This window comes from Enterococcus sp. CSURQ0835, from assembly GCF_902706605.1.
In the GTDB taxonomy this organism is placed as follows: domain Bacteria; phylum Bacillota; class Bacilli; order Lactobacillales; family Enterococcaceae; genus Enterococcus_A.
In genome coordinates, this window is the sequence record NZ_CACSLH010000017.1 from 1 (window position 1) to 20765 (window position 20765).

General features: G+C 41.1%; 21 protein-coding genes. 16 read left to right on the forward strand and 5 right to left on the reverse strand.

Translation table 11 applies throughout. The features are described 5' to 3' along the window. Positions 1-222: 222 nt before the first annotated feature. The 5 genes from GVJ38_RS08445 to GVJ38_RS08465 form a co-directional block, all read right to left on the reverse strand. A complete protein-coding gene (locus tag GVJ38_RS08445) occupies positions 223-1029 on the reverse strand; it encodes a TPM domain-containing protein (protein ID WP_159722719.1) in 807 nt (268 codons plus the stop codon). Then, positions 1026-2186 carry a TFIIB-type zinc ribbon-containing protein gene (locus GVJ38_RS08450; RefSeq protein WP_159722720.1) on the reverse strand — a complete coding sequence of 387 codons (1161 nt, stop codon included), beginning with the start codon at positions 2184-2186 and terminating at the stop codon, positions 1026-1028. Before GVJ38_RS08450 ends, GVJ38_RS08445 begins: the two co-directional genes overlap by 4 nt. Before the next feature lie 100 nt (positions 2187-2286). Beyond that, entirely contained in the window at positions 2287-3531 is a 1245-nt protein-coding gene (locus GVJ38_RS08455; protein WP_159722721.1) for an SPFH domain-containing protein, read from the reverse strand. 143 nt (positions 3532-3674) lie between these two features. Continuing rightward, complete coding sequence (locus tag GVJ38_RS08460) at positions 3675-4514, reverse strand: MBL fold metallo-hydrolase (protein WP_159722722.1); 840 nt, start codon at positions 4512-4514, stop codon at positions 3675-3677. Between the two features lie 9 nt (positions 4515-4523). Beyond that, positions 4524-5867, reverse strand: coding sequence for an MFS transporter (locus tag GVJ38_RS08465; RefSeq protein WP_159722723.1), 1344 nt, complete (start codon positions 5865-5867; stop codon positions 4524-4526). Positions 5868-6013: 146 nt separating this feature from the next. Here GVJ38_RS08465 and GVJ38_RS08470 point away from each other — a divergent pair, with 146 nt between their 5' ends. From GVJ38_RS08470 to GVJ38_RS08545, 16 genes are all read left to right on the forward strand, one after another. Further along, positions 6014-6832: an AraC family transcriptional regulator gene (locus tag GVJ38_RS08470; protein ID WP_159722724.1), complete on the forward strand. Its 819-nt coding sequence runs from the start codon at positions 6014-6016 to the stop codon at positions 6830-6832. Then, positions 6825-7373 (forward strand): hypothetical protein, encoded by a 549-nt coding sequence (locus tag GVJ38_RS08475; protein WP_159722725.1) that lies wholly within the window; start codon positions 6825-6827, stop codon positions 7371-7373. The genes GVJ38_RS08470 and GVJ38_RS08475 overlap by 8 nt, the downstream gene beginning before the upstream one ends. 145 nt (positions 7374-7518) lie before the next feature. Next, on the forward strand, positions 7519-9249 hold the full coding sequence (gene dnaX / locus GVJ38_RS08480; RefSeq protein ID WP_159722726.1) for a DNA polymerase III subunit gamma/tau: 1731 nt from the start codon (positions 7519-7521) through the stop codon (positions 9247-9249). A gap of 15 nt (positions 9250-9264) precedes the next feature. After that, positions 9265-9576, forward strand: a complete 312-nt coding sequence (locus GVJ38_RS08485) for a YbaB/EbfC family nucleoid-associated protein (protein ID WP_159722727.1) — start codon at positions 9265-9267, stop codon at positions 9574-9576. Between the two features lie 71 nt (positions 9577-9647). Further along, on the forward strand, positions 9648-10244 hold the full coding sequence (gene recR, locus GVJ38_RS08490) for a recombination mediator RecR (RefSeq protein WP_159722728.1): 597 nt from the start codon (positions 9648-9650) through the stop codon (positions 10242-10244). Between the two features lie 53 nt (positions 10245-10297). Beyond that, positions 10298-10951 carry a dTMP kinase gene (gene tmk / locus GVJ38_RS08495; protein ID WP_159722729.1) on the forward strand — a complete coding sequence of 218 codons (654 nt, stop codon included), beginning with the start codon at positions 10298-10300 and terminating at the stop codon, positions 10949-10951. 3 nt (positions 10952-10954) lie between these two features. Further along, positions 10955-11284 carry a cyclic-di-AMP receptor gene (locus GVJ38_RS08500; RefSeq protein WP_159722730.1) on the forward strand — a complete coding sequence of 110 codons (330 nt, stop codon included), beginning with the start codon at positions 10955-10957 and terminating at the stop codon, positions 11282-11284. A 1-nt stretch (position 11285) separates the two neighbouring features. Next, positions 11286-12221 (forward strand): DNA polymerase III subunit delta', encoded by a 936-nt coding sequence (gene holB / locus GVJ38_RS08505; protein WP_159722731.1) that lies wholly within the window; start codon positions 11286-11288, stop codon positions 12219-12221. 24 nt (positions 12222-12245) lie between these two features. Further along, on the forward strand, positions 12246-13070 hold the full coding sequence (locus tag GVJ38_RS08510) for a PSP1 domain-containing protein (RefSeq protein WP_159722732.1): 825 nt from the start codon (positions 12246-12248) through the stop codon (positions 13068-13070). Beyond that, positions 13063-13422, forward strand: coding sequence for a DNA replication initiation control protein YabA (locus tag GVJ38_RS08515; protein ID WP_159722733.1), 360 nt, complete (start codon positions 13063-13065; stop codon positions 13420-13422). Before GVJ38_RS08510 ends, GVJ38_RS08515 begins: the two co-directional genes overlap by 8 nt. Before the next feature lie 184 nt (positions 13423-13606). Continuing rightward, positions 13607-14473 carry a 16S rRNA (cytidine(1402)-2'-O)-methyltransferase gene (gene rsmI / locus GVJ38_RS08520; protein WP_159722734.1) on the forward strand — a complete coding sequence of 289 codons (867 nt, stop codon included), beginning with the start codon at positions 13607-13609 and terminating at the stop codon, positions 14471-14473. A 147-nt stretch (positions 14474-14620) separates the two neighbouring features. Beyond that, on the forward strand, positions 14621-15838 hold the full coding sequence (locus tag GVJ38_RS08525; protein ID WP_159722735.1) for an ammonium transporter: 1218 nt from the start codon (positions 14621-14623) through the stop codon (positions 15836-15838). A gap of 52 nt (positions 15839-15890) precedes the next feature. Continuing rightward, positions 15891-16232 carry a P-II family nitrogen regulator gene (locus GVJ38_RS08530; protein ID WP_159722736.1) on the forward strand — a complete coding sequence of 114 codons (342 nt, stop codon included), beginning with the start codon at positions 15891-15893 and terminating at the stop codon, positions 16230-16232. Positions 16233-16593: 361 nt separating this feature from the next. Further along, the gene (locus GVJ38_RS08535) at positions 16594-17709 is read left to right on the forward strand and encodes a baeRF6 domain-containing protein (protein WP_159722737.1); all 1116 of its coding nucleotides are present in this window, start codon (positions 16594-16596) and stop codon (positions 17707-17709) included. A 184-nt stretch (positions 17710-17893) separates the two neighbouring features. Continuing rightward, the gene (locus tag GVJ38_RS08540) at positions 17894-18094 is read left to right on the forward strand and encodes a cold-shock protein (protein WP_159722738.1); all 201 of its coding nucleotides are present in this window, start codon (positions 17894-17896) and stop codon (positions 18092-18094) included. Positions 18095-18531: 437 nt separating this feature from the next. Next, the coding region (locus GVJ38_RS08545; protein WP_200849479.1) for a MucBP domain-containing protein at positions 18532-20765 on the forward strand (2234 nt) is incomplete at its 3' end.

The window sequence follows — 20765 nt, forward strand, 5'->3', positions numbered from 1 at the left end:
GACCATCTAACGGATGTTTTGACATCATCGCTCTCATTCCTTTCAATAGCATTGAATTCGTTTTCAATTCTATTATAAAAGAAAAGACTGTAAACATCATCCAAAAAGGGACTTTGTCTACAGTCTGTTTGTGAAAACTATTTGATTACTAGCCAGCACAAGCAGTTAACCCAAGTGTTCTAGGCTAACAAATCTAGGTGGGAAGGCAACTGGCTGCAGCGCTTAAAATCCTCGACCACCACCGCCAAATGTTCCACCACCACTAGAGTTCGTCGTACTGCCACCGCCGCCAAAACCACCGCCGTCATTGTTGCGGGCCTTTGGAATGATCCGAGTAGTCACGAATGAATTGATCAAATGATCATCGCGGCTACTTAACTCTAATTTAGCGTTTTGACGATAAGGATAACGGTACGTGCCGCTTTTTAATTGATAACGCGCTTTGGTGATCAAATAAAAAGCGCTGGCGGAAACTAATGCCACGACCAATGCGATCGCTAATTCAAATGGTGTCAACGCTTTGTAACGAGTGATCTTGCCTGTTTTTTCATCCACGCGATAATGTCCGCCCGGAACGCCATCTGCAACGTATTGAGCTGCTTGGGTCAAATAAGCTTCACCTGCTCCCGCGTAGTCACCACTTTTCATCTTTTCCGTCACCGTATCTAAAATATGATTGATCCGATCATCATCTAAATAATCGATCATATTGCCAGAAGTCGCGATATAAATTTGCCGCTGTCCCATATCAAGAAGTAAGACCGCGCCGTTGTGATCATTACCGACTTTTTGGCGTAAATAATTATTCGCAAAATCCCGTGGCTCATCTGAATTGTTTTCGGTAGTCACGATGAAGACTTGGCCTTTGATTTTTTGATTGAGGGGATCGGCTTGCTCGCTTAAGCGGATTTTTTGATCGGCAGAAAACAAATCGACTGGATCGTCAATTGTATCACTAGCCGCCCAAACTTTTAGCGGGAATAAAAATACACAGAGAAATAAGAGTGGCAAAACTATTTTTTTGATCATATCAAATACCCCACGATCATTCCTAGTAATGCAACTGCCGCAAAGATCCCGAAAGCAAAAGTTCCGAGCCGGCGATTACTGATGGGCAAGACGCCGCTAGTTTTGCCAGTTTGCCCGTTCATGGCGTAGTAATATGTCTTGCCGCCAGTATCGTGATAAGTCACTAACCAAACGGGGAGCAACATGTAGTGGTTATCTTCCCGAACGACTGAGACGGAACTTTGTTTACCGGTAAAAGTCGTATAACCTGAGACCGTATCTTTCAATAAATCCGTCGTGTACGTTTTTAATTCGCTTTCGATCTCAGGGGCTAAGTCAGCGATTTCGATATCACGCTTTTCCGCTTGAAAGCCTGAAAGATATTCCGTATGAAAATCGACGGCTTGATCGACAGGGAATGGTTGAACCGATTCCACCATTTTTTGTTGGACATTTTTTGTCAGCGCGTTTTTTACGAGTGCGTGGACTTTGGCGGTTCCTTTACGATAGACTTGGTAAATTTTAGTTTCTGTGTATTCCAGATCACCAACAATCCAGACGCGTAACGCCGTGCCTTGCCCAGAATATTCACCGTTTGTTTCGGCATCCACCACCCAATATGGAAAATAAACGCCGGTGATTTTTTCGATTTGATCTTGATTGAAAAAATCTTTCGGAACAAATTTTTTCTTTCCAGTCCACTCGAGAAATGATTTCTCTGCAGTTTTTCGGTCGATCTTGAAGGGTAAGACTTTGTTGGGTAAAAATTTTCCGCTCAAACGTCCAGACAAGACGACTGGGTTATGACAGAAGTAGCAATAAGTCGCGGCGGTCGTTTTATCGGTTGCAATCTGAGCGCCGCAACTGGGACACAAGAAAAGATCGACTTCCTCGCTAGCTGCTTGGTCAGTAGTTGCGCTTGGTGCGGTATCACTTTCGGTTGTCGCAGTTGTTGTTTGGGTTGAGCCAGTCGGAGCGGCGGCCGCATCACTTTCCGTTTCGGTAGGCGAGGAAGTTTCAGCGGTCTGTTCGGCTGCTTTTTGTTTGGCTTCAAATTTTTCGATGTCTTCCACGGTAAAAATACTCAAACAATAATCACAGTGGAATTTTTGATCGCTGGGATTAAACGTGAGCGGTCCGCCGCAATTCGGGCAGTAATGGATCAAAACATCTGCCATAAAAAGACCTCCTTCTTCGGATTAAAGAACTAATTAAAAGACTAAATTCTTTACAAAATTCGATTTGCTGTTCAGCGTTGTAAGTAGCTATTTAATCACATCAATCGAGAGGCACACCTTTAAATGGTTTGCCGCAGTGAGGACAGAATTTTGGCACGCCATTTGAAAGGTCGACGATTTCGCCACACTCACTGCATTTCATTTGGATTTTTGCACCGCTGGCTGGTTGCGGTTTTGGCTCACCGCAGTTGCTGCAGAATTTGCCGGTGTTTTCAGTCCCACATTTAGGGCACGTCCACGTTTCACCTTTAGCTGCGGCACTATCTTTTTGTTGGGCTTGTTGCTCTTTGATCTGCTCTTGATTATTTTGTGAAGCTTGGTTTAAGTAGCCACCACTGGCATTCATCCCCATCCCCATACCGACAAAGCCAGTTGTAGCTCCGGCATCATTTTTTCCAGCAGCTTCCATTCCGCGGGCAACCGAGCCTTGCACGTAGCCTTCTCGAACACTTGGATCGCCTAGCATCGCCCCTTCATTACGCATATTGATCAATTTTTGTGAATCATCTGTATACGAAATGCTGGCTACAGCAACTGAAACGATCTCCATACCGCGCAGTTCGCGCCATGAATCGTCTAACGCATCAGCTAAATATTTACTCAACTCTAAACTTTTCGACGGGACGTAAGAGATTCGCTGGCCATCTGCTGACATTTGATTGATGGCTGCTTGTAAGCCAGTCAAAAATTCTTGTAGATACTGTTCATTGATATCGTCTAATTCCACTTGCGTTTGGTTGCGGGGGATGGCATTAGCAAAAAATAAAATCGGATCGGTCACTTTGATCGAATACGTTCCGTGTGCCCGCAAGAACAATTCCGCGTTGTAGAAATTATCAAAATAATTTAAGGGCGTCGCGGTCCCGAATTTGATTCCTTTGATCTCTTGTAGATTGATATAAAAAACTTGTTGCTTTTGCGGCGTGACGCCACCATATTTGAACCGATCGAAAGTTTCTGCGATCGCATCTTTCAACGAACCATTGAACATAGAAGGTGCTGATTCATTTTTAACGGTATAGTAGCCTTCTTCAGCAGTGTAGTCGATCACTTTGCCGCCATCGACGAGTAACATCATCATGTTCGGATAAACGTGGATCACGGAGCCGTCGGTGATCACATCTTTCGTTCCTTTTTTATTGGAGCCGCGTTTGTCATCATTTCTGACTGCGACCCCTTTAGTCATGACGGTCGTCTGTCCCATATTATCTGGCTCGATGACTTCAAGCCACTGATCGGCAAGTCCACCGCCGACTGAACCCGTTGCTGCTTTAATAATTCCCATCCTGATTCCTCCTCAAAAAAGCTATTTTTTTTATTATAACATAGGCAAAGAAAACGAATTGAGTGGGAGCATTTGGAACACAAAATTAGCGATCTTACAATTAAAAAAACTGAAGCATCATTTAGATACTTCAGCTGTTGAAATTACATTTTAGTTGTGTCGATTTCTAGCCCATCATAACCGATAATAACTCCGTGGGGCGCACTTAGTTTTTCCATTTCAGCATGAGTCAGACCGCCATTGTGAGAAAAATGATTGGCAACGTAATAAGTTTTAGGGGTAACGAGCCCGCGCCGTTTTAATTCAGCAATCATTTTTAAATTGTCAGACCAATTCATATGGTTAGTTGATTGCTCATGAGTTTGGCCGGTACAATCTAATGAAACGATTGAAAAAGTCAATTGCAACTCGCTTAAGTAATTGAACATCTCATCAGTAAAATAACCCGAGTCATGCGTTGATAAAAAGGCATCCTTTCCATCGCTGATCGCAAAAATGAAACAATCTTTTTTAAACCAACCATGTTGAGCAGGCAGGGGATAAACCGTGTAGTTCGCCAGTTGGAATTTTTTGTAAGGTTCGATCGTTACGTAGTTTAACCGTTCTGGCTCGGTTTGATTTTCAAGTACAAATGCGCGATCATAAAATTGCTTAACTGTTTCATTTCCGTAAACGGTCAAACAATTTTCGATTTCATTTCCATAAGTTGACATGCGGTAAGCTAAATCTTCGCCATAAAAATGATCGGAATGCCAATGAGATAATAACAAATGATCGAATTTAGTAAAATCTAGATCATGTTGTAATAAATGAAGATACGAGTCACCTGGAAAGTCGATCAGTAACTGATCATCGAGAATAAATTGTGATTGTGTTCGAAGTTCTTTTCCGCCTTTTTCGCGTGCATTTTGACAAACTTTGCAATTACAAAAAATTGCTGGGATGCGTTCAGCTGCACCAGAACCTAAATATTTGATTTTCATAATAGCCACCTACTTATTAGATTGTTTTGCTTTTTGAATGTATTTGTTGTTTAACAGATTAAGGATGATTCCTAAAATAGAAAAGATGAGTAAGATAGTGAAAATATAATTATACGCACGGTTACCTGAAAAACGATCTAGTAAATAACCAAACAGCGTATAAGACCAAAAGTTGGGAGAGTACCCGATGAATGAGGCAATCGACATCGCGGTTGCGGAATATTCATTTGGAATGTTAGCTTCTCCAATCGGCGCATAGTAAACCGCTCGAATGAAATAGCAAAAGATGGAAGTTAAGAGCATGAGTGGAATCATGATGGTAAGAAAATGGTTATCACGTGGGATAAATAAGATGATGAGTAAGACTGCTGAAACTAGTCCATAACAAACGGACATCCAAGAAGCGCTAGTTTTAAATTTATTGTCGGAAATAGTCCCCGATAATGCAGCTGAGACCATCCGAGTGACTTGTCCGTTAATAATGCCAAAAATTGCTACTAGAGCGACAGGCAATGCGTAAGAGTTTTGTAAAAATGGAACAAAGTAGGTTGTAACACCAGCGAAGACGGCGTAAATGCAAGAAGCACTGAGCCCCGTTAGCCACACAACTGGATTTTTAAAAGAGAGAATAAGATTCTGTTTGTCTTGCTGAAAGTTTAGTTTGCTTTTTACTTTTTGCTCTTTTTTGAAGTCCATTAAAAAATCATTTGGAATAAAGCGCCAAGTGATTAAGGCAAATAAGATCATGAAGATCGAATTGATTCCCATTGCCATTCGCATGCCAAAAATAGCACTACCTAAAATGGTGTAAATAATAATTCCGAATGAGTTGAGTAAGATTCCGGCCACACCGCGCCACGCTTCCATAAAGCCCCAAACAGTAGCTTGTTTGTGGGAGCTTGAAATCCCTTTGATACTTTTTTGAATCGTGGGCCAATAAATCGCATCGCCAAACAGTCCAAACAGGCAGAAAATAATGATTAACGCGCTGTAAGGTAAATGCGGGACAAATGACATAATGAAAGCACAAATGCCGTAACCCAATAAATCAATCGTCAGTAAGTAGCGGATATTGATTTTATCTTGCAACCATCCAAATGCTAAGTAGCCGATAATTTGAACGATGCCGATCAAACCAAATAATGTTCCAAAGGCTGCGTTTGACGTACCCAGAACCGCACGGAAAGGTTCATATAAAACTTCGCGCAATCCGACGACGGAATAAATTGTTTGGGTCGTGCCCACGATGATGAAAAATTGTTTTAGTTGCTGACTGTTCATGCCTAAATATCTTTTTAGTTTGGCACTTAAGCCGTGTTCTTTAGGATGCACAATTTCTCGTTTGATATCCATTAAGTGAAACCCCTTTCTTTATTGTTTCTATAGTGTACTAGTAAATTAGACTCAAGCGGTATTATAAAATGCAACAAAAAATATTGTAGATTGAAAATAAATCGCTTATAGTTAAACTAAATATATCGTTAAATGAATCGAGGAAGATGATGAAAGCGTTTTTAGATATTTTAAAGCCGAATGAATTGATCTATCCTAATACCGTTTCAATTGGTTGGAAACAAGGAAAAGTTGACCGTCCCCACGGGCATCCTTACTACCATTGGTTACAAACGGATCAAGGTGAAGGCACGATCAAGATTGCAGGAGAAGTCATTACACTGTATAAACACGATGGCATTTTGATTTCGCCATTTGTGCCCCATGCTTATTTTTCAAAACAACATTGGCAAACGAATTACTTGACGTTATGCGGTTATGCTACGACTTTTTTTCCTAAGTTGTTAGGGGAGCAAAAATTTTATTTGTTGCGAGATGCGCGTCATGTGACTACCGACTTAGTCCAATTGGCTGATGGGCTAGAACAAGCAATTCCTGATAAAATGATCTCGCAATTAACGTATCAAATCTTTACCGAGCTACGAGAAACGATTTTAAAAGCGTCGGTGGGGAAAAATAGTGCTAGCCCGATCTATTGGGAAGCTAAAAAATATATTGATAGTAACTACATGCAAAAAGTCACCATCAAGCAAATGAGTCAAGATTTTCATGTCTCGCCGCAGTATTTGATCAAAATTTTTAAGCAAACCGTGGGAGTCTCGCCGTATCAATATTTATTGAATCGACGCATTTCGGAAGCTAAAAAATTATTGGTTTCAAATCATGACTTATTAATTTCAGAGATTGCCGCACTCGTTGGGATGGACAATGTTAGCCATTTCATTGAATTGTTCAAGAAATACGAAAATTGTACACCGTTAGAATTTCGGACGATTTTTTATCAAGGAAGGAATGCGCATGACTAAAAACTATCATTTTGGTGGTTATGAGATATTTTTTTTAACTGAAGCTACCGATGTGATTCGGCTTTCAAAAGTGATCATGGTGGCAGAAAAATTTAAACTGGTGAATGAAGATTCGTGGAGTTTACGTTTGCAAGCAGATAGTGAAGTGATAATTTTTTTAAATGTTACCAGTTATCAACAATTAGCTAAAAAATATCATCGACTTATTCCACTATTAACAGCGAAATCTAAAACCAAAATCTATCTTTTACAGCAACCCTTGCTGGACGAAAATACGCATGAAAAATTTTGCGCATTATTGCAAAAAAATATTACGTATTTGCAGCGTAAAGAAGCTCTGCTTGTTCCTCAAATCATTTCTTCAAGTAAAAATCTTGCCGGATATCGCGAGAATTTAGGCAAGCAACGAACACATCATTTTTTAGACTATGAAATCCCACAAGAAGAAAAAAAGCTTGCACGATTAGAACTGATCAAAGCTAAAACGATTTTAAAACGCCAACGGTATGAACAACTGTTACAGTGTTTTAATTTATTATAGAGTGGTTTTTCGTCAGTTAAAGTGGGTGTTGATTTCTAAAAACTTTTCTTAACAATTGACGCCACTTAGCTTGAGCGGTGGCATTTCCGGTAAAAATCTCGTATAATGAATAGCAGTGAATTTTTTGAAAGAAAAGAGGATGCAGATGGCGTATCAAGCACTTTACCGGGTCTGGCGTTCGCAACGGTTTGATGATCTTGTTGGGCAAGAAGCGATCACGAAGACGTTGAAAAACGCGATCCAACAAAAGAAGACCTCACATGCTTATTTGTTTACCGGACCGCGAGGAACTGGGAAGACGAGTGCGGCAAAGATTTTTGCCAAAGCCATCAATTGTCCCAATAGTGTCGATGGCGAGCCGTGTAATGAATGCGAGATGTGTCGTTCAATCACGGAAGGTCGGCAAGAAGACGTGATCGAGATCGACGCGGCTAGTAATAACGGTGTCGAAGAGATTCGTTTTATTCGTGACCGAGCCAATTATGCACCGACGACCGCGGCTTATAAAGTTTATATCATTGATGAAGTTCACATGTTGTCAAACGGCGCCTTTAATGCTTTGCTAAAGACATTGGAAGAACCTAAAGAACATGTGATTTTTATTTTAGCGACGACTGAGCCGCATAAGATTCCGGCAACGATCATCTCACGAACACAGCGATTTGATTTTAAACGGATCTCGGTTACAGCAATCGTGGACCGCATGCGTTACATTTTAGAGCAAAGTGATCTGACTTATGAAGAACAGGCATTGCAAGTGATCGCGCGAGCAGCAGAAGGCGGGATGCGGGATGCATTGAGTATTTTGGATCAAGCGATCTCGTTTAGTACGGAGACGATCACGCTTGATGATGCGCTAGCTGTCACGGGCAGTTTGACTTCAGAGATGATGGATGCTTATTTGGGCGCTTGCTTTGAGCAAAATGTCAGCGAAGCATTAGCAGTTTTGGAAAATATGTTAGCTGAAGGTAAAGAAGCCCGTCGTTTAACGGAGGATTTATTGTTGTATTGCCGTGACTTATTGATGTATCAACAGGCGCCAAATTTATTGGCCAACCAAACGCTCGTGACGGAAAAATTTCAGCAGCTCGCTCAAGGTGCCAAGCCGAATCACTTGTACCAGATGATCAAAATTTTGAGTGAGACGCAAAATGAGATCCGTTTTACGAACCATGCGAACATTTATTTGGAAGTAGCAACAGTTAAACTAGCCTCGATTGGAGAAACGCCCGCTATGACTAAAACAGCGGACGATCAGTTGCCAGCTGCGGCACAGCCAGTAGACAATCAAACGATTCTCGAGTTGAAAAATCAAATCAGTCAATTGCAGCAAGAACTCCAGCAATTAAAAACGCAACCGAGTGCGGCACCTGTAAGTGAGCCGAAAAAAACAGTCCGTAAGCCGACCAATAGCTACCGAGTTCCAACCGAGCGGGTGTATCAGGTCTTAGCGGATGCGACCAAAACGAATTTACGAGAAGTACAAGGGATTTGGGAAGATCTTTTGTTAGCACTTTCGGTGACGCAACGCGCGATGTTAAAAGCCAGTGAGCCAAAAGCTGCGAGCCCTAAAGGATTATTGATCGCGTTTGATTATGAGATCGTTTGTCAACGAGCTGATCAAGATGCAGAATTAAAAACCAGTTTAGAAAATATCATTAGCATGATGGTGAAAGACTATACACCTGAGCTCGTGTTTATTACGCGAGAAAGTTGGCCGCAATTGCGCAGAGCATTTTTGAGTCAACACAAAGAAGAACTAGATTTAGGCGATGAGACGGATGATGCTGAGATCGAACTAGTTCCCGAAGAAAATCAAATTGTCGAGCAAGCTAAAAGTTTGTTTGGCGATCTTGTCAAAGTCAAAGAGGATTAAAAAGGAGACGATACGATGCGTGGAATGGGAAATATGCAAGGCATGATGAAACAAATGCAAAAGATGCAAAAAGAAATGGGAAAAGCTCAAGAAGAATTGAATCAAACTGAATTTACCGGTACCGCAACAAATGAGCTCGTGAAAGTGACGTTTACTGGTGATAAAACGTTGAAGGCGATCACGATCAATCCAGAATTGATCGATCCAGAAGATCCAGAGATGCTCCAAGATATGATCATCGTAGCGGTCAATGATGGGATCGAAAAAATCAATCAAGCGACCGAACAAACGATGGGCAAATACACGAAGGGCTTGCCAGGCTTTTAATTAAATTTCTCAGGCTGACTGATGCGTTAGTTTGTTCTGCGGATTAGAGCAGGGAACAAAGGAGATTAGAGATGCAATATCCAGAACCGATCGCGAAATTGATTGAAAGTTATATGAAGCTGCCGGGAATCGGCCAAAAGACTGCGACTCGGTTGGCTTTTTTTACCATTGATATGCAAGAAGAAAGCGTCAATGAGTTTGCTAAAGCTTTGATCAGTGTTAAACGCGATCTGCATTTTTGTAGTGTGTGCGGCAATATCACAGAAGAAGATCCGTGTGAGATCTGTCGTGATACGACCCGCGACCGCAGTAAGATTTTAGTAGTGGAAGAGCCTAAAGATGTGATGGCGTTAGAAAAGGTCCGTGAGTATCACGGTTTATATCATGTGCTGCACGGGGTGTTGTCGCCGATGGAAGGCACGGGCCCAGATGATATCAACATCGCATCATTGATCAAACGACTGCATGATGACACGGTCAAAGAAGTGATCATCGCGACTAACGCGACTTCAGAAGGGGAAGCGACTGCCATGTATCTGTCTCGCTTGATCAAACCAGCGGGAATCAAAGTGACGCGACTAGCACATGGTCTATCTGTAGGCAGTGACATCGAGTATGCGGATGAAGTCACCCTCTTAAAAGCTGTTGAAGGACGCCGTGAATTGTAATTTTCTTTTCACGGTGTTTTTGTGTACAATGGAAGATAATTGGAGGTTACAGTGTGAAAGGCTTATTTATTACTATTGAAGGACCCGATGGCGCGGGCAAGACAAGCGTGATCGAAAAATTATTTCCTCGGCTCCAAGTGTCAACGAGTGTGCCGATTATGAAAACACGTGAACCGGGTGGGATCGCAATCGCTGAAAAGATTCGGCAGGTGATCTTAGACCCTCAAAATAAACTGATGGATGAGCGGACCGAAGCGTTGCTATACGCCGCGGCTCGTCGTCAACATTTAGTCGAAAAAGTTTGGCCTGCTCTAGAAAGTGGGACGCTTGTATTATGCGATCGATTCGTTGATAGCTCACTTGCTTATCAAGGGGCTGGTCGGAAAATCGGGATTAAAGCGGTGGCGGCAATCAATGAATTTGCCATTGAAGGAACGACACCTGATCTGACATTGTATTTAGATATAGATGCAAAGACCGGTTTAACACGGATTCAAAAAAACCGGCAAGCACAAATCGATCGCTTAGATGCGGAAAGTTTAGAATTCCATGAGCGTGTCCGCACGGCTTACTTACAACTTGCCGCTGAAAATACGGAACGGATTAAAGTGATCGATGCTAGTCAAGCACTTGATCAAGTCGTCGCACAATGTTTACACCAGATCCAAATACGCTACCCGAAATATTTTGAAACGGAAGAGGGATAGATCATGAAATTAATTTTAGCAATCGTACAAGATAAAGATTCAAATCGTTTGGCCAATGAGTTTATTGATGCGAATGTCCGGGCGACCAAACTATCTTCGACTGGCGGCTTTTTAAAAGCGGGCAATAGTACGTTTATTATTGGGATCGAAGACGAACGGGTCGAAGAGACTTTAGCGTTGATCAAAAAAACATGTCAAGCACGGACACAATATGTGACAACACCGGTTACGTTAGATATTTCATTAGATGGACAAGTCCCTTACCCCGTCGAAGTGGAAGTGGGCGGCGCTACCGTGTTTGTTTTACCAGTGGAAGGATTCCACCAATATTAAAATGGAAAATTTAACTGAAATGCAGCCAGTCGTCTTCCGGCAGCTCCAAAATAGTTTTACCAGCCACCGGTTAGCGCACGCATATTTATTCGAAGGCGATCAAGGAACGGGTAAGGAAGTAATGGCTCAATGGTTTGCCCAGCATTTGTTTTGTACCAATTTGCAAAATGGTTATCCTTGTGGGAAATGCAACAACTGTGTGCGAATCAAAGAGCAAGAGCATCCCGACGTTTTCGAGATCAAACCTGAGGGGCAAACGATCAAAGTCGATCAGATGCGCGCGCTACAATCCGAATTGAGTAAAAGCGGATTTGAGACGAATAAAAAAGTCGTGATCATCCAGAAAGCTGAAACGATGAATGTCAATTCGGCCAACAGTTTATTAAAGTTTTTAGAAGAACCGCCACAAGGATTAACGTTGTTGCTGTTGACCCAAGCACTGGGAAAAATTTTGCCCACGATTCGTTCTCGTTGCCAAGTGATCCATTTCCAAGCGTTGTCAGCTGAAAAATTGCAGCAACGGTTATTAGCTGATGGCATCACGCTTAAAACAGCTGAGCTTTTGGCGAGTCTGACTAACAGTTACGCAAAAGCAGTTGAATTCTCAAATGATGAATGGTTTAATGAGGCTAGGCAAGCGATTGCGCAGTGGTTCGATTATTTATCCCAGCAAGACTTGCAAGCTTTTATTTATGTTCAAAAAAAATTGATCAAGCTCTTCAAAGAAAAAGATCAGCAAGCACTCGCTTTTGAGATCTTACGTTATTATGTCAAAGAAACGCGCGATGCGTTGTTGTTGAGTGATGAAAAAAAAGCGTTGGCTTATAATCGATTGTTAGAAGAAGTGTTGCTTTCCGGTCAAAAGTTAGCTGCAAACGTCGCTTTTCAAAATGTGGCGGAGCAGCTCACATTGCACGCGGTGAAGTTACACGCATAAGTCCAGCAGAAAGTGGGGGATCAGATGGTGGAAGTCGTAGGGGTACGCTTTCGAGAAGCCGGTCATATTTATTATTATGCGCCAGGCAAACAAGAATACTTTTATAACGATAAAGTCCTAGTGGAATCGCAGCAATCGCATCAGATGGCGACGGTCGCCATTCCTAAAATCGAGCTTGATCCCAAAGATCTGGCTGACAATGTCAAAACGATTTTACATAAAGCTTCGGCCAAAGAATTGAAAAAAGAGCAACAAAATCAAAAAGATGCCAAAGAAGCTTTCAAGATCGCCAAAGAAAAAATTCGTAAACATGAACTTGAGATGAAATTGATCCAAGTGGAATATATGTTTGATCGCAGTAAAATGATTTTTTATTTTACTGCAGATGGAAGGGTCGATTTTCGAGAATTAGTCAAAGATCTAGCGTCTGTTTTTCGAACTCGGATCGAGTTACGTCAGATCGGTGTGCGAGACGAGGCGAAGATCTTAGGTGGGATCGGGCCATGTGGTCGTCAATTATGTTGTACAACTTTTTTAGGCGACTTTATGCCGGTATCTATCAAGATGGCAAAAGACCAAGGCCTGTCTTTGAATCCAACGAAGATCTCGGGTCTATGCGGTCGTTTGATGTGTTGCTTGAAATATGAAAACGATGAATACGAAGCAGCTAAACGCGCGTTGCCAGATTATGGGAAAGAGATCAAAACACCAGATGGTAAAGGGCGCGTGGTCGGTTTGAATTTATTGAGTCGGATCGTAAAAGTACGATTAGTCGGTCACGATATCCCAGTTGAATACCATGCCGATGAATTGATCAAAACTAAAGCAGGTGACCGACATGATGGATAAACGTTCAGTGTACGATGGACTGAATCGTTTACAAGCGGAGATGGAAGATAATCTAGCTGAGCTGACTGAAATGAAGACGACGCTGTTAGATTTGATCGAAAAAAACGTCACGCTCGAAATGGAAAATGAACGGCTGCGGGAGCGGATCGCCGAAATGGAGCCGAAACCTAAAAAAGCGGCGTTTACGAGTGAAAGCCATAGTGAGCTGTCCTCATCACGGCAAAATTTAGAGCGGCTCTATGAAGAAGGCTTCCATGTCTGTAATGTTTTTTTTGGTTCGCGTCGGGAAAATGATGAGCCTTGTGCCTTTTGTATTGATGTCATCTATCGCGAGCGGGATCAGAAAAAATAAATAATGTAGGATCAAAAAAACGACGAAAACCGCAATTCGGTCACGTCGCTTTAACTAAAAAAGTCAGGAGTAGGACAGGTCTTAGGTCCTGCTCCTTTCTATTTTAAGCTTCATGAAAAAAATGAGTTCAGCTGACGGGGAAAGTCGTGCCGCTCATTTTACTTAGAAGAAGGAGGAACCAAAATTGCAAAGTCAAAAAAGTTTTAAGTCCGATGCTGGTTGTCTGTATTTAGTCCCGACGCCCATTGGAAATTTGGCGGATATGACATATCGTGCAGTGGATACGTTAAAAGCCGCCGATCTGATTGCAAGTGAAGATACACGCAACACGCAAAAACTGTTGAATCATTTCGCGATCAAAGTCCCGCAAAAAAGTTTACACGAGCATAACTTCAAAGAACGGATCCCAGAATTTTTAGCACTATTGACCGCGGGTAAAAAAATCGCGCAAGTCAGTGATGCCGGCATGCCTTCAATCAGTGATCCAGGCCATGAGCTAGTCATAGCTTGCATCGAACAAAATATTCCGGTCGTAGCACTTCCAGGAGCCAGTGCGGGAATCACGGCTTTGATTGCGTCCGGACTTTCACCACAACCATTTTTCTTTTATGGCTTTTTAGCGCGTAAAAAAAGTGCTCAAAAAAAAGAATTAGAACAGTTGGTTGATCAGGCAGGAACGTTGATTTTTTATGAATCGCCTTATCGAGTCAAAGAAACACTGACCAACATGCAAGCGGTCTTTGGCGAGCGGCAAGCGGTCATCTGCCGTGAGCTGACAAAACTCTATGAAGAATATTTACGCGGAACGTTTAGTGAGTTGTTAGCGTATTTGGAACAGCAACCGTTAAAAGGTGAGTGTTGTCTTTTGATTGAAGGAACGTCAGAAAAAAACGCGGCACCTGAATTAGTGGGAACGTTAAAAGAACAAGTCGATGTGTTGATCACCACCGGCTTCAGCAGCAAAGACGCTATTAAGCAAGTAGCGAAAAATAATCAATTGAAAAAGCAAATCGTTTATAATCAATACCATGAGATTGAAGGGCACGAATAGTGGAACGGCTATTCGTGCTTTTTCTATGTAAAAATTCCTAACATCAAACGTCATTATTTTCAGAAAATTTAATTTATTTTTCGCTAATAGCTAGTTTTTTCGCTGGATGATGTTAGAATAATTACCATCAAATGAAGGGGTGGTTCGATGAAAACGGGAAATATTGCTTTTATGATTAGTTGTTCGGCGCTAGTTTTTCTAATGACGCCCGCACTCGCTTTTTTTTACGGAGGGTTAGAACGGCGCAAAAATATTTTGAATACGATGTTGATGGTGATCTGCACGATGGGGCTAGCTTCCGTTATCTGGGTTGTAGCGGGTTATTCGCTTTCATTTAGTGGGCAGGGCCTAGTGATTGGCAATTTGAATAAAGTTTTGTTCAATCATGTCTCGTTAACGAAAGGTCCTCAAATCCCGGAAGCTTTGTTTGCCTTTTTTCAAATGATGTTTGCGCTGATCACGACTGCGATTTTAACGGGATCAGTTGTGGGACGCATGCGTTTTTCAGCGATTTTTTTGTTTATCGCTTTGTGGCTGCCGCTAGTTTATTTTCCGATGGCTCACATGGTATGGGGCGGAGGACTCTTGCATCGACTCGGATCGATTGATTTTGCTGGTGGAAATGTCGTTCACATCAGTTCAGGGATTTCAGGTTTAGTGTTGGCAATCGTTTTAGGCAAACGACGTGAGTATCAATTGACGGAGTACCGGCCGCATAATGTCCCGTTTGTCGTGTTAGGCGCAGGGTTATTGTGGTTTGGCTGGTTCGGCTTCAATGCTGGTTCAGCTCTGGGCGCAAATGCACTCGCGATTCATGCACTACTTACGACAAATACCGCGGCAGCTTGTGGCATGCTTTCTTGGATGTTGTTAGAACGCGTGCTGCACGGTAAGCCGACAGTCGTTGGAGCTTGTACTGGCGCAGTCGTAGGATTAGTTGCGATCACACCAGGGGCGGGGTATGTTTCCTTGTGGTCGAGTTTATTGATCGGAACATTCGTCAGTCCCTTCTGCTATTTTTTTATCGGAGTCATCAAAAAAAAATTAGCGTTAGACGATGCGTTAGATGCTTTTGGTTGTCACGGGATCGGCGGGATTTTTGGCGGAGTCGCGACCGGTCTGTTTGCTGATCCTGCTGTGGGAGGCAAAGCTGGTTTATTGTATGGAGGAACGCATTTATTTGTGGCGCAACTGTTAAGCATTCTCTTCACGTTACTATTTGCCGGGTTAATAAGTTTTATTATTATCCAAATCATCAAACGCTTTATACCGATCCGTGTGTCAGAAAATGAAGAAGCAGTCGGACTGGATCAAGTGGAGCATGCTGAGTCCGCTTATCCAACTTTTATGGGACTTGATTCATAAGTGGGATTGACTAGAAATTAAGCAAGCTCAGTAAAAAATCGGAGGCAAAAAAATGAAAAAAGTTGAAGCGATCATTCGTCAAGAAAAATTAGAAGCATTGAAAGCTGCAGTCCACGAGCATTACGAAATCACTGGAATGACGGTTGCTCAAGTGCTAGGTTGCGGTCAACAAAAAGGTCAAAATTATGTACGAGGCCAAAAAGTTTTAACAACGCTGCTGCCAAAAGTAACCGTGAGTTTTGTATTAGCCGATGAAGCAGTCGAGTCGGTGATCGATCTGATCATCGACATCTGTCACACTGAAGAAGTAGGGGATGGGAAAATCTTTGTTTATCCGATTGAAGAAGTGATCCGCATTCGGACGCGAGAACATGGACGCTCTGCGATCAGTTGAAAAAATGCGCAACGACTTAGGTAGCCGTTGCGCATTTTGATTTTTCAGCAGAAATAAAAAAACCACCACGGCCGTCGCCGCAGCGGAAATGAAGGTTGTTGTTTACTCTTGGTAGGAGTAAGTATGAAAAAACCAATTCGGGATAACTGGTATGTCATTATCTTAAGGTAACCGCTTTATTTTTTGATGAATGCTGTGTTTTTTGTCGCTAAGAATTTTATGAGAAAAGACTTATGAAAAATAATGAGAAAGTGTCGTGAACTGATTTTAATTTACAGTTGGAGATTGCGTTTCTTTTTGCTCAAATAATAAGCTATGTTACACTAAAAATGAATGAAAGATTTTATTAGGAGGGTTTCATATGGCAAATATCAGTAAAAAAGTATTATCTGAGTTGACTTCTGTCAAAGGACCATTTGTGACAATCATGTTGAATACACACGTGGCACATCAAGAAGTAGAACAAGATCAAATCTTATTCAAAAATTTTGCAAAAGAAGCGAAAAAACGTTTTGAGAAAAAATACACTGACCAAAGCTTTGTCCCATTCCAAGAAAAAATCGATCAATTATTAGCTGATCAAGCTTTTTGGCGTAGTGCGACGAAAAGTGTTGCAGTCTTCATCACAAAAGATGACGTCAATGTCCATCGTTTGAGCATTGAAGTGGATGATCAGTATTATGTCAGCGACTTACCATATCTATTAGCAGTCGTAAAAAATGCACAGTTCAATTATTCCTACTATATGTTAGCGTTGAACCGCGATTCAATGAAATTGTATCTAGTTAAAAACAAAGCGGTCAAAGCCGTTGAGTTGCCAGCAGGAGCACCAACAGATCTAGTGACTGCCTTAGGTGATGAATTAACTGGCGGAAACTTGAACTTTACCTCCCAAGGTGGGAATACTCGGACCGGTGAGGGAGTTTCTTATCACGGCGTTAACTCAAAAGACGAAGAAGTCGAGATCGACTGGGTCAATTACTATCAAGCAGTCGATAGCTTCTTAGCTAATGAATTTGAAAATCCAGAGAACTTACCGATCTATCTCTTTGCCTTACCGGAAAACCAAACGCAATTCAAAAAAGTTGCGAAAAATAGTTACTACTCAGACAAAGCCGTGGTTTCAGCTTCACCAGCTCAATTGAGCCAAAAAGAGATCGAAGCAGGCGCACAAAAAATTACCGAGCAATTGACAAAATCAGAAACTGGCGAATACAACGAATTGATGAATAAAAAATTCATTGATCAACTAGTCGATATCAAACTAGCTGCTCAAGATGGGAAAGTATCGCACTTCTTTATCGCAACTTCTAATTTAGCACCCGGCTTTGGAGATGATCCAGATGCGGAATATGATCGCCGGCAATTATTAAATGAGATCGCCGACAATGTGATCAAAAATAGCGGACAAGTCTATGTCTTGGATCAAAAAGATGCGCCAGATGAAAAGAGCCTGCTTGCGATTTTACGCTACTAATCCTTACGAAGTTATTAAGAAAAAAGTTTTTAGCAGTTTAAGTGGCACAAATCAGCAGAGTGTGCTATAGTAATAAATGTAGTTTTTGTACGGTATATATGGCAAGCTTGTTTCACACAACATCTTCCTTATTCACCCATCAAGTAATTACAAAATTTAGAATTATCCTAGGAGGATGTTTAACATGGAACAAGGTACAGTAAAATGGTTTAACTCAGAAAAAGGTTACGGATTTATCACTGCAGAAAACGGAAACGACGTATTCGTTCATTTCTCAGCTATCCAAGGCGACGGCTTCAAAACTTTAGAAGAAGGTCAAGCAGTGACTTTCGATATCGAAGACGGCCAACGTGGACCTCAAGCTACTAACGTAAACAAAGCTTAATTAGCTTTTTAAATTAGTCAGTTCTGCCAGTTGCTTTATGCAGCTGGCTTTTTTTGTTGTCTAATGCCTGCCTAAGCAATTTGTTTAGGTGGGCTTTTTTTATGCTGAATATCTTAAAATAATTTATTTTGGTAGTAGACATACTAACTATTTAATTGTCTTAAGATTTGACTCCTAGCTGGATCTTTTTTTCTAATGAGTAATTTTAAGCAATGGACGATTTGTTTAAATCAAACAAAATAAAATGGCATTTTGACTGATAAATTCCTTGTTTTTTCTATTAATTAAGAGTTATTCAAGATTAATCAAATAGGCTGTTTTTCGAAGTTAAAAGATTAGTAAACAGATCAAAATGGAGGTATCTTAGTAGTGAATTTTCTATTAGAATGATGAATAAAATCGTGAGAATCTTTATAAGAGATGGAGGATGATTAGGAATGAGTAAAGCAACAAAATTATTAGCATTAAGTTTTTTGATAGCGCCTACATTCCTAGCTGCAACTGTACAAGCAGAGGCACTGACGACACATGAAGAGCAACTCAATAGCCAGCCGACTAATGTTATGAAACCTGATGCATTAAATGACGCTGCGGTTAAAAAACCTAAGACGACGGTCACTTCAAATAAGTCATTGAACGATGCGGTAGAGTATACTGCGAATGAGACTGAGTATGCTGCTGGTGATCAATATGAAGGTTCTTTACATATCGTTAATCAGGATGGGACCCCCATTTCAGCCGGTTCTAGAATTATTATTTCTATACCTAAAGAGGCAGTGGATTATGATTCATGGGACTTTTCAGATCCTAATATCAGTCCATTATTTACTGTAACAACATCAAAAGAAAATAGCACACTAACATTTTCTTTTAAGTCTGATATTACTGGGAAGGCAGATATAAATATCATGTTTAGCGGTAAAGTTATCGGAGCTGAGGACAATGCTTATCCGGTAAGTGCAATGGCCCAAAATGCTGATGGAACTAGTGCAGGTGTTACAGTATACAATGATGAAATTATCATTCCAAAAAAGGTAGATCCCACTCCTATATATGGTCTTTTAAATATGTTTTGGGGAGTTGAACAGAGCCAAAAGCAAACTTCTTCCTTTATTGGAAAAAGACCCATTGATCTCAATAATATTCCAACGGGTGTATTTTCACGCAAAACGAATGCGGTCCAGAATTTTGTAGAAATAAATCCCAAAAATAAAACGTCATTAACTAATGACATGCATTATGAACTCGCGTATGAAATTAATTCTACTAAAAATTATGGGAAAGTTGCTATTAATGATTTTGAGGTGTTAGATGCTCAAAGAGGTGGGGCACTGGTACCTAGTAGCGCTTACAGTGTTACAAAGGAAGGAGCAAATAAATTAAACTTTATTTTTAAATCTCCAGCTGAAGGTGGCACCTATGGAGATGGAACACCAATCATTAATCCTAATTCAAAATATATCATCAACGTGACTTCCTCGGCAACTGATGATGGCGATGTGTACAAGGCGGATTCTGTCTTACAAAGAAAAGAAGCGCACTCCACTACACCAGTCTCAGAACAAGAATTCCCATTGAACATTATGTTTACGAGAGAAGGAAGTAGTAACGTTTTTCCTAATCTAAAAGTAGCTGATAAAGTCTTTAACGTAGGTGAATTAACTCAGGAAAATATTTTAGCAAAGTTGAATAAAGGTGTTACGGCAACTGATCCAATTGATGGAGATCTCACTTCAAAGATCGTGACAAATTACTCAGATTTGCTTAAGTTTAAAGATACTCCAGGTATTTATCAACAGAAAGTACGCTATAGTGTAACCAATCTCAAAGGTAACAGCTCGACTCAACCGATCACAGTCGCTATCATAGATAAAGCAAAAGCTGCAGATTTAACTGTTAGTTACCAAGATACTGAAGGAAATAAAATTGCTGATGATATTATAAAAAGTGGTGAATTAGGAAGTCCGTACACAACGGAACAAAAAGTGATTGAAGGCTATACGTTTAAAGAAGTCAAAGGAAATGTGAATGGGAAATTAACCGCTGATCCCCAAACAGTAACGTATATTTACACGAAAGATCCAGTGCAAGCGGCAAATGTAACCGTGAACTATCAAGATAGCGCAGGGAATACAATTGCTCCGAATGTAGTTAAGAATGGGAACGTCGGAGATCCCTATACGACAGAACAAAAAACAATACCAGGTTATACGTTTAAAGAAGTCGAAGGAAATGTGAATGGGAAATTAACCGCTGATCCCCAAACAGTAACGTATATTTACACGAAAGATCCAGTGCAAGCGGCAAATGTAACCGTGAATTATCAAGATAGCACAGGGAATACAGTTGCAGCAACGGAGGTCAAAAGTGGGAATGTTGGCGATCCTTATACAACAGAACAAAAAACAATACCAGGTTATACGTTTAAAGAAGTCAAAGGAAATGTGAATGGGAAATTAACCGCTGATCCCCAAACAGTAACGTATATTTACACGAAAGATCCAGTGCAAGCGGCAAATGTAACCGTGAACTATCAAGATAGTGCAGGGAATACAGTTGCAGCAACGGAGGTCAAAAGTGGGAATGTTGGCGATCCTTATACAACAGAACAAAAAACAATACCAGGTTATACGTTTAAAGAAGTCAAAGGAAATGTGAATGGGAAATTAAC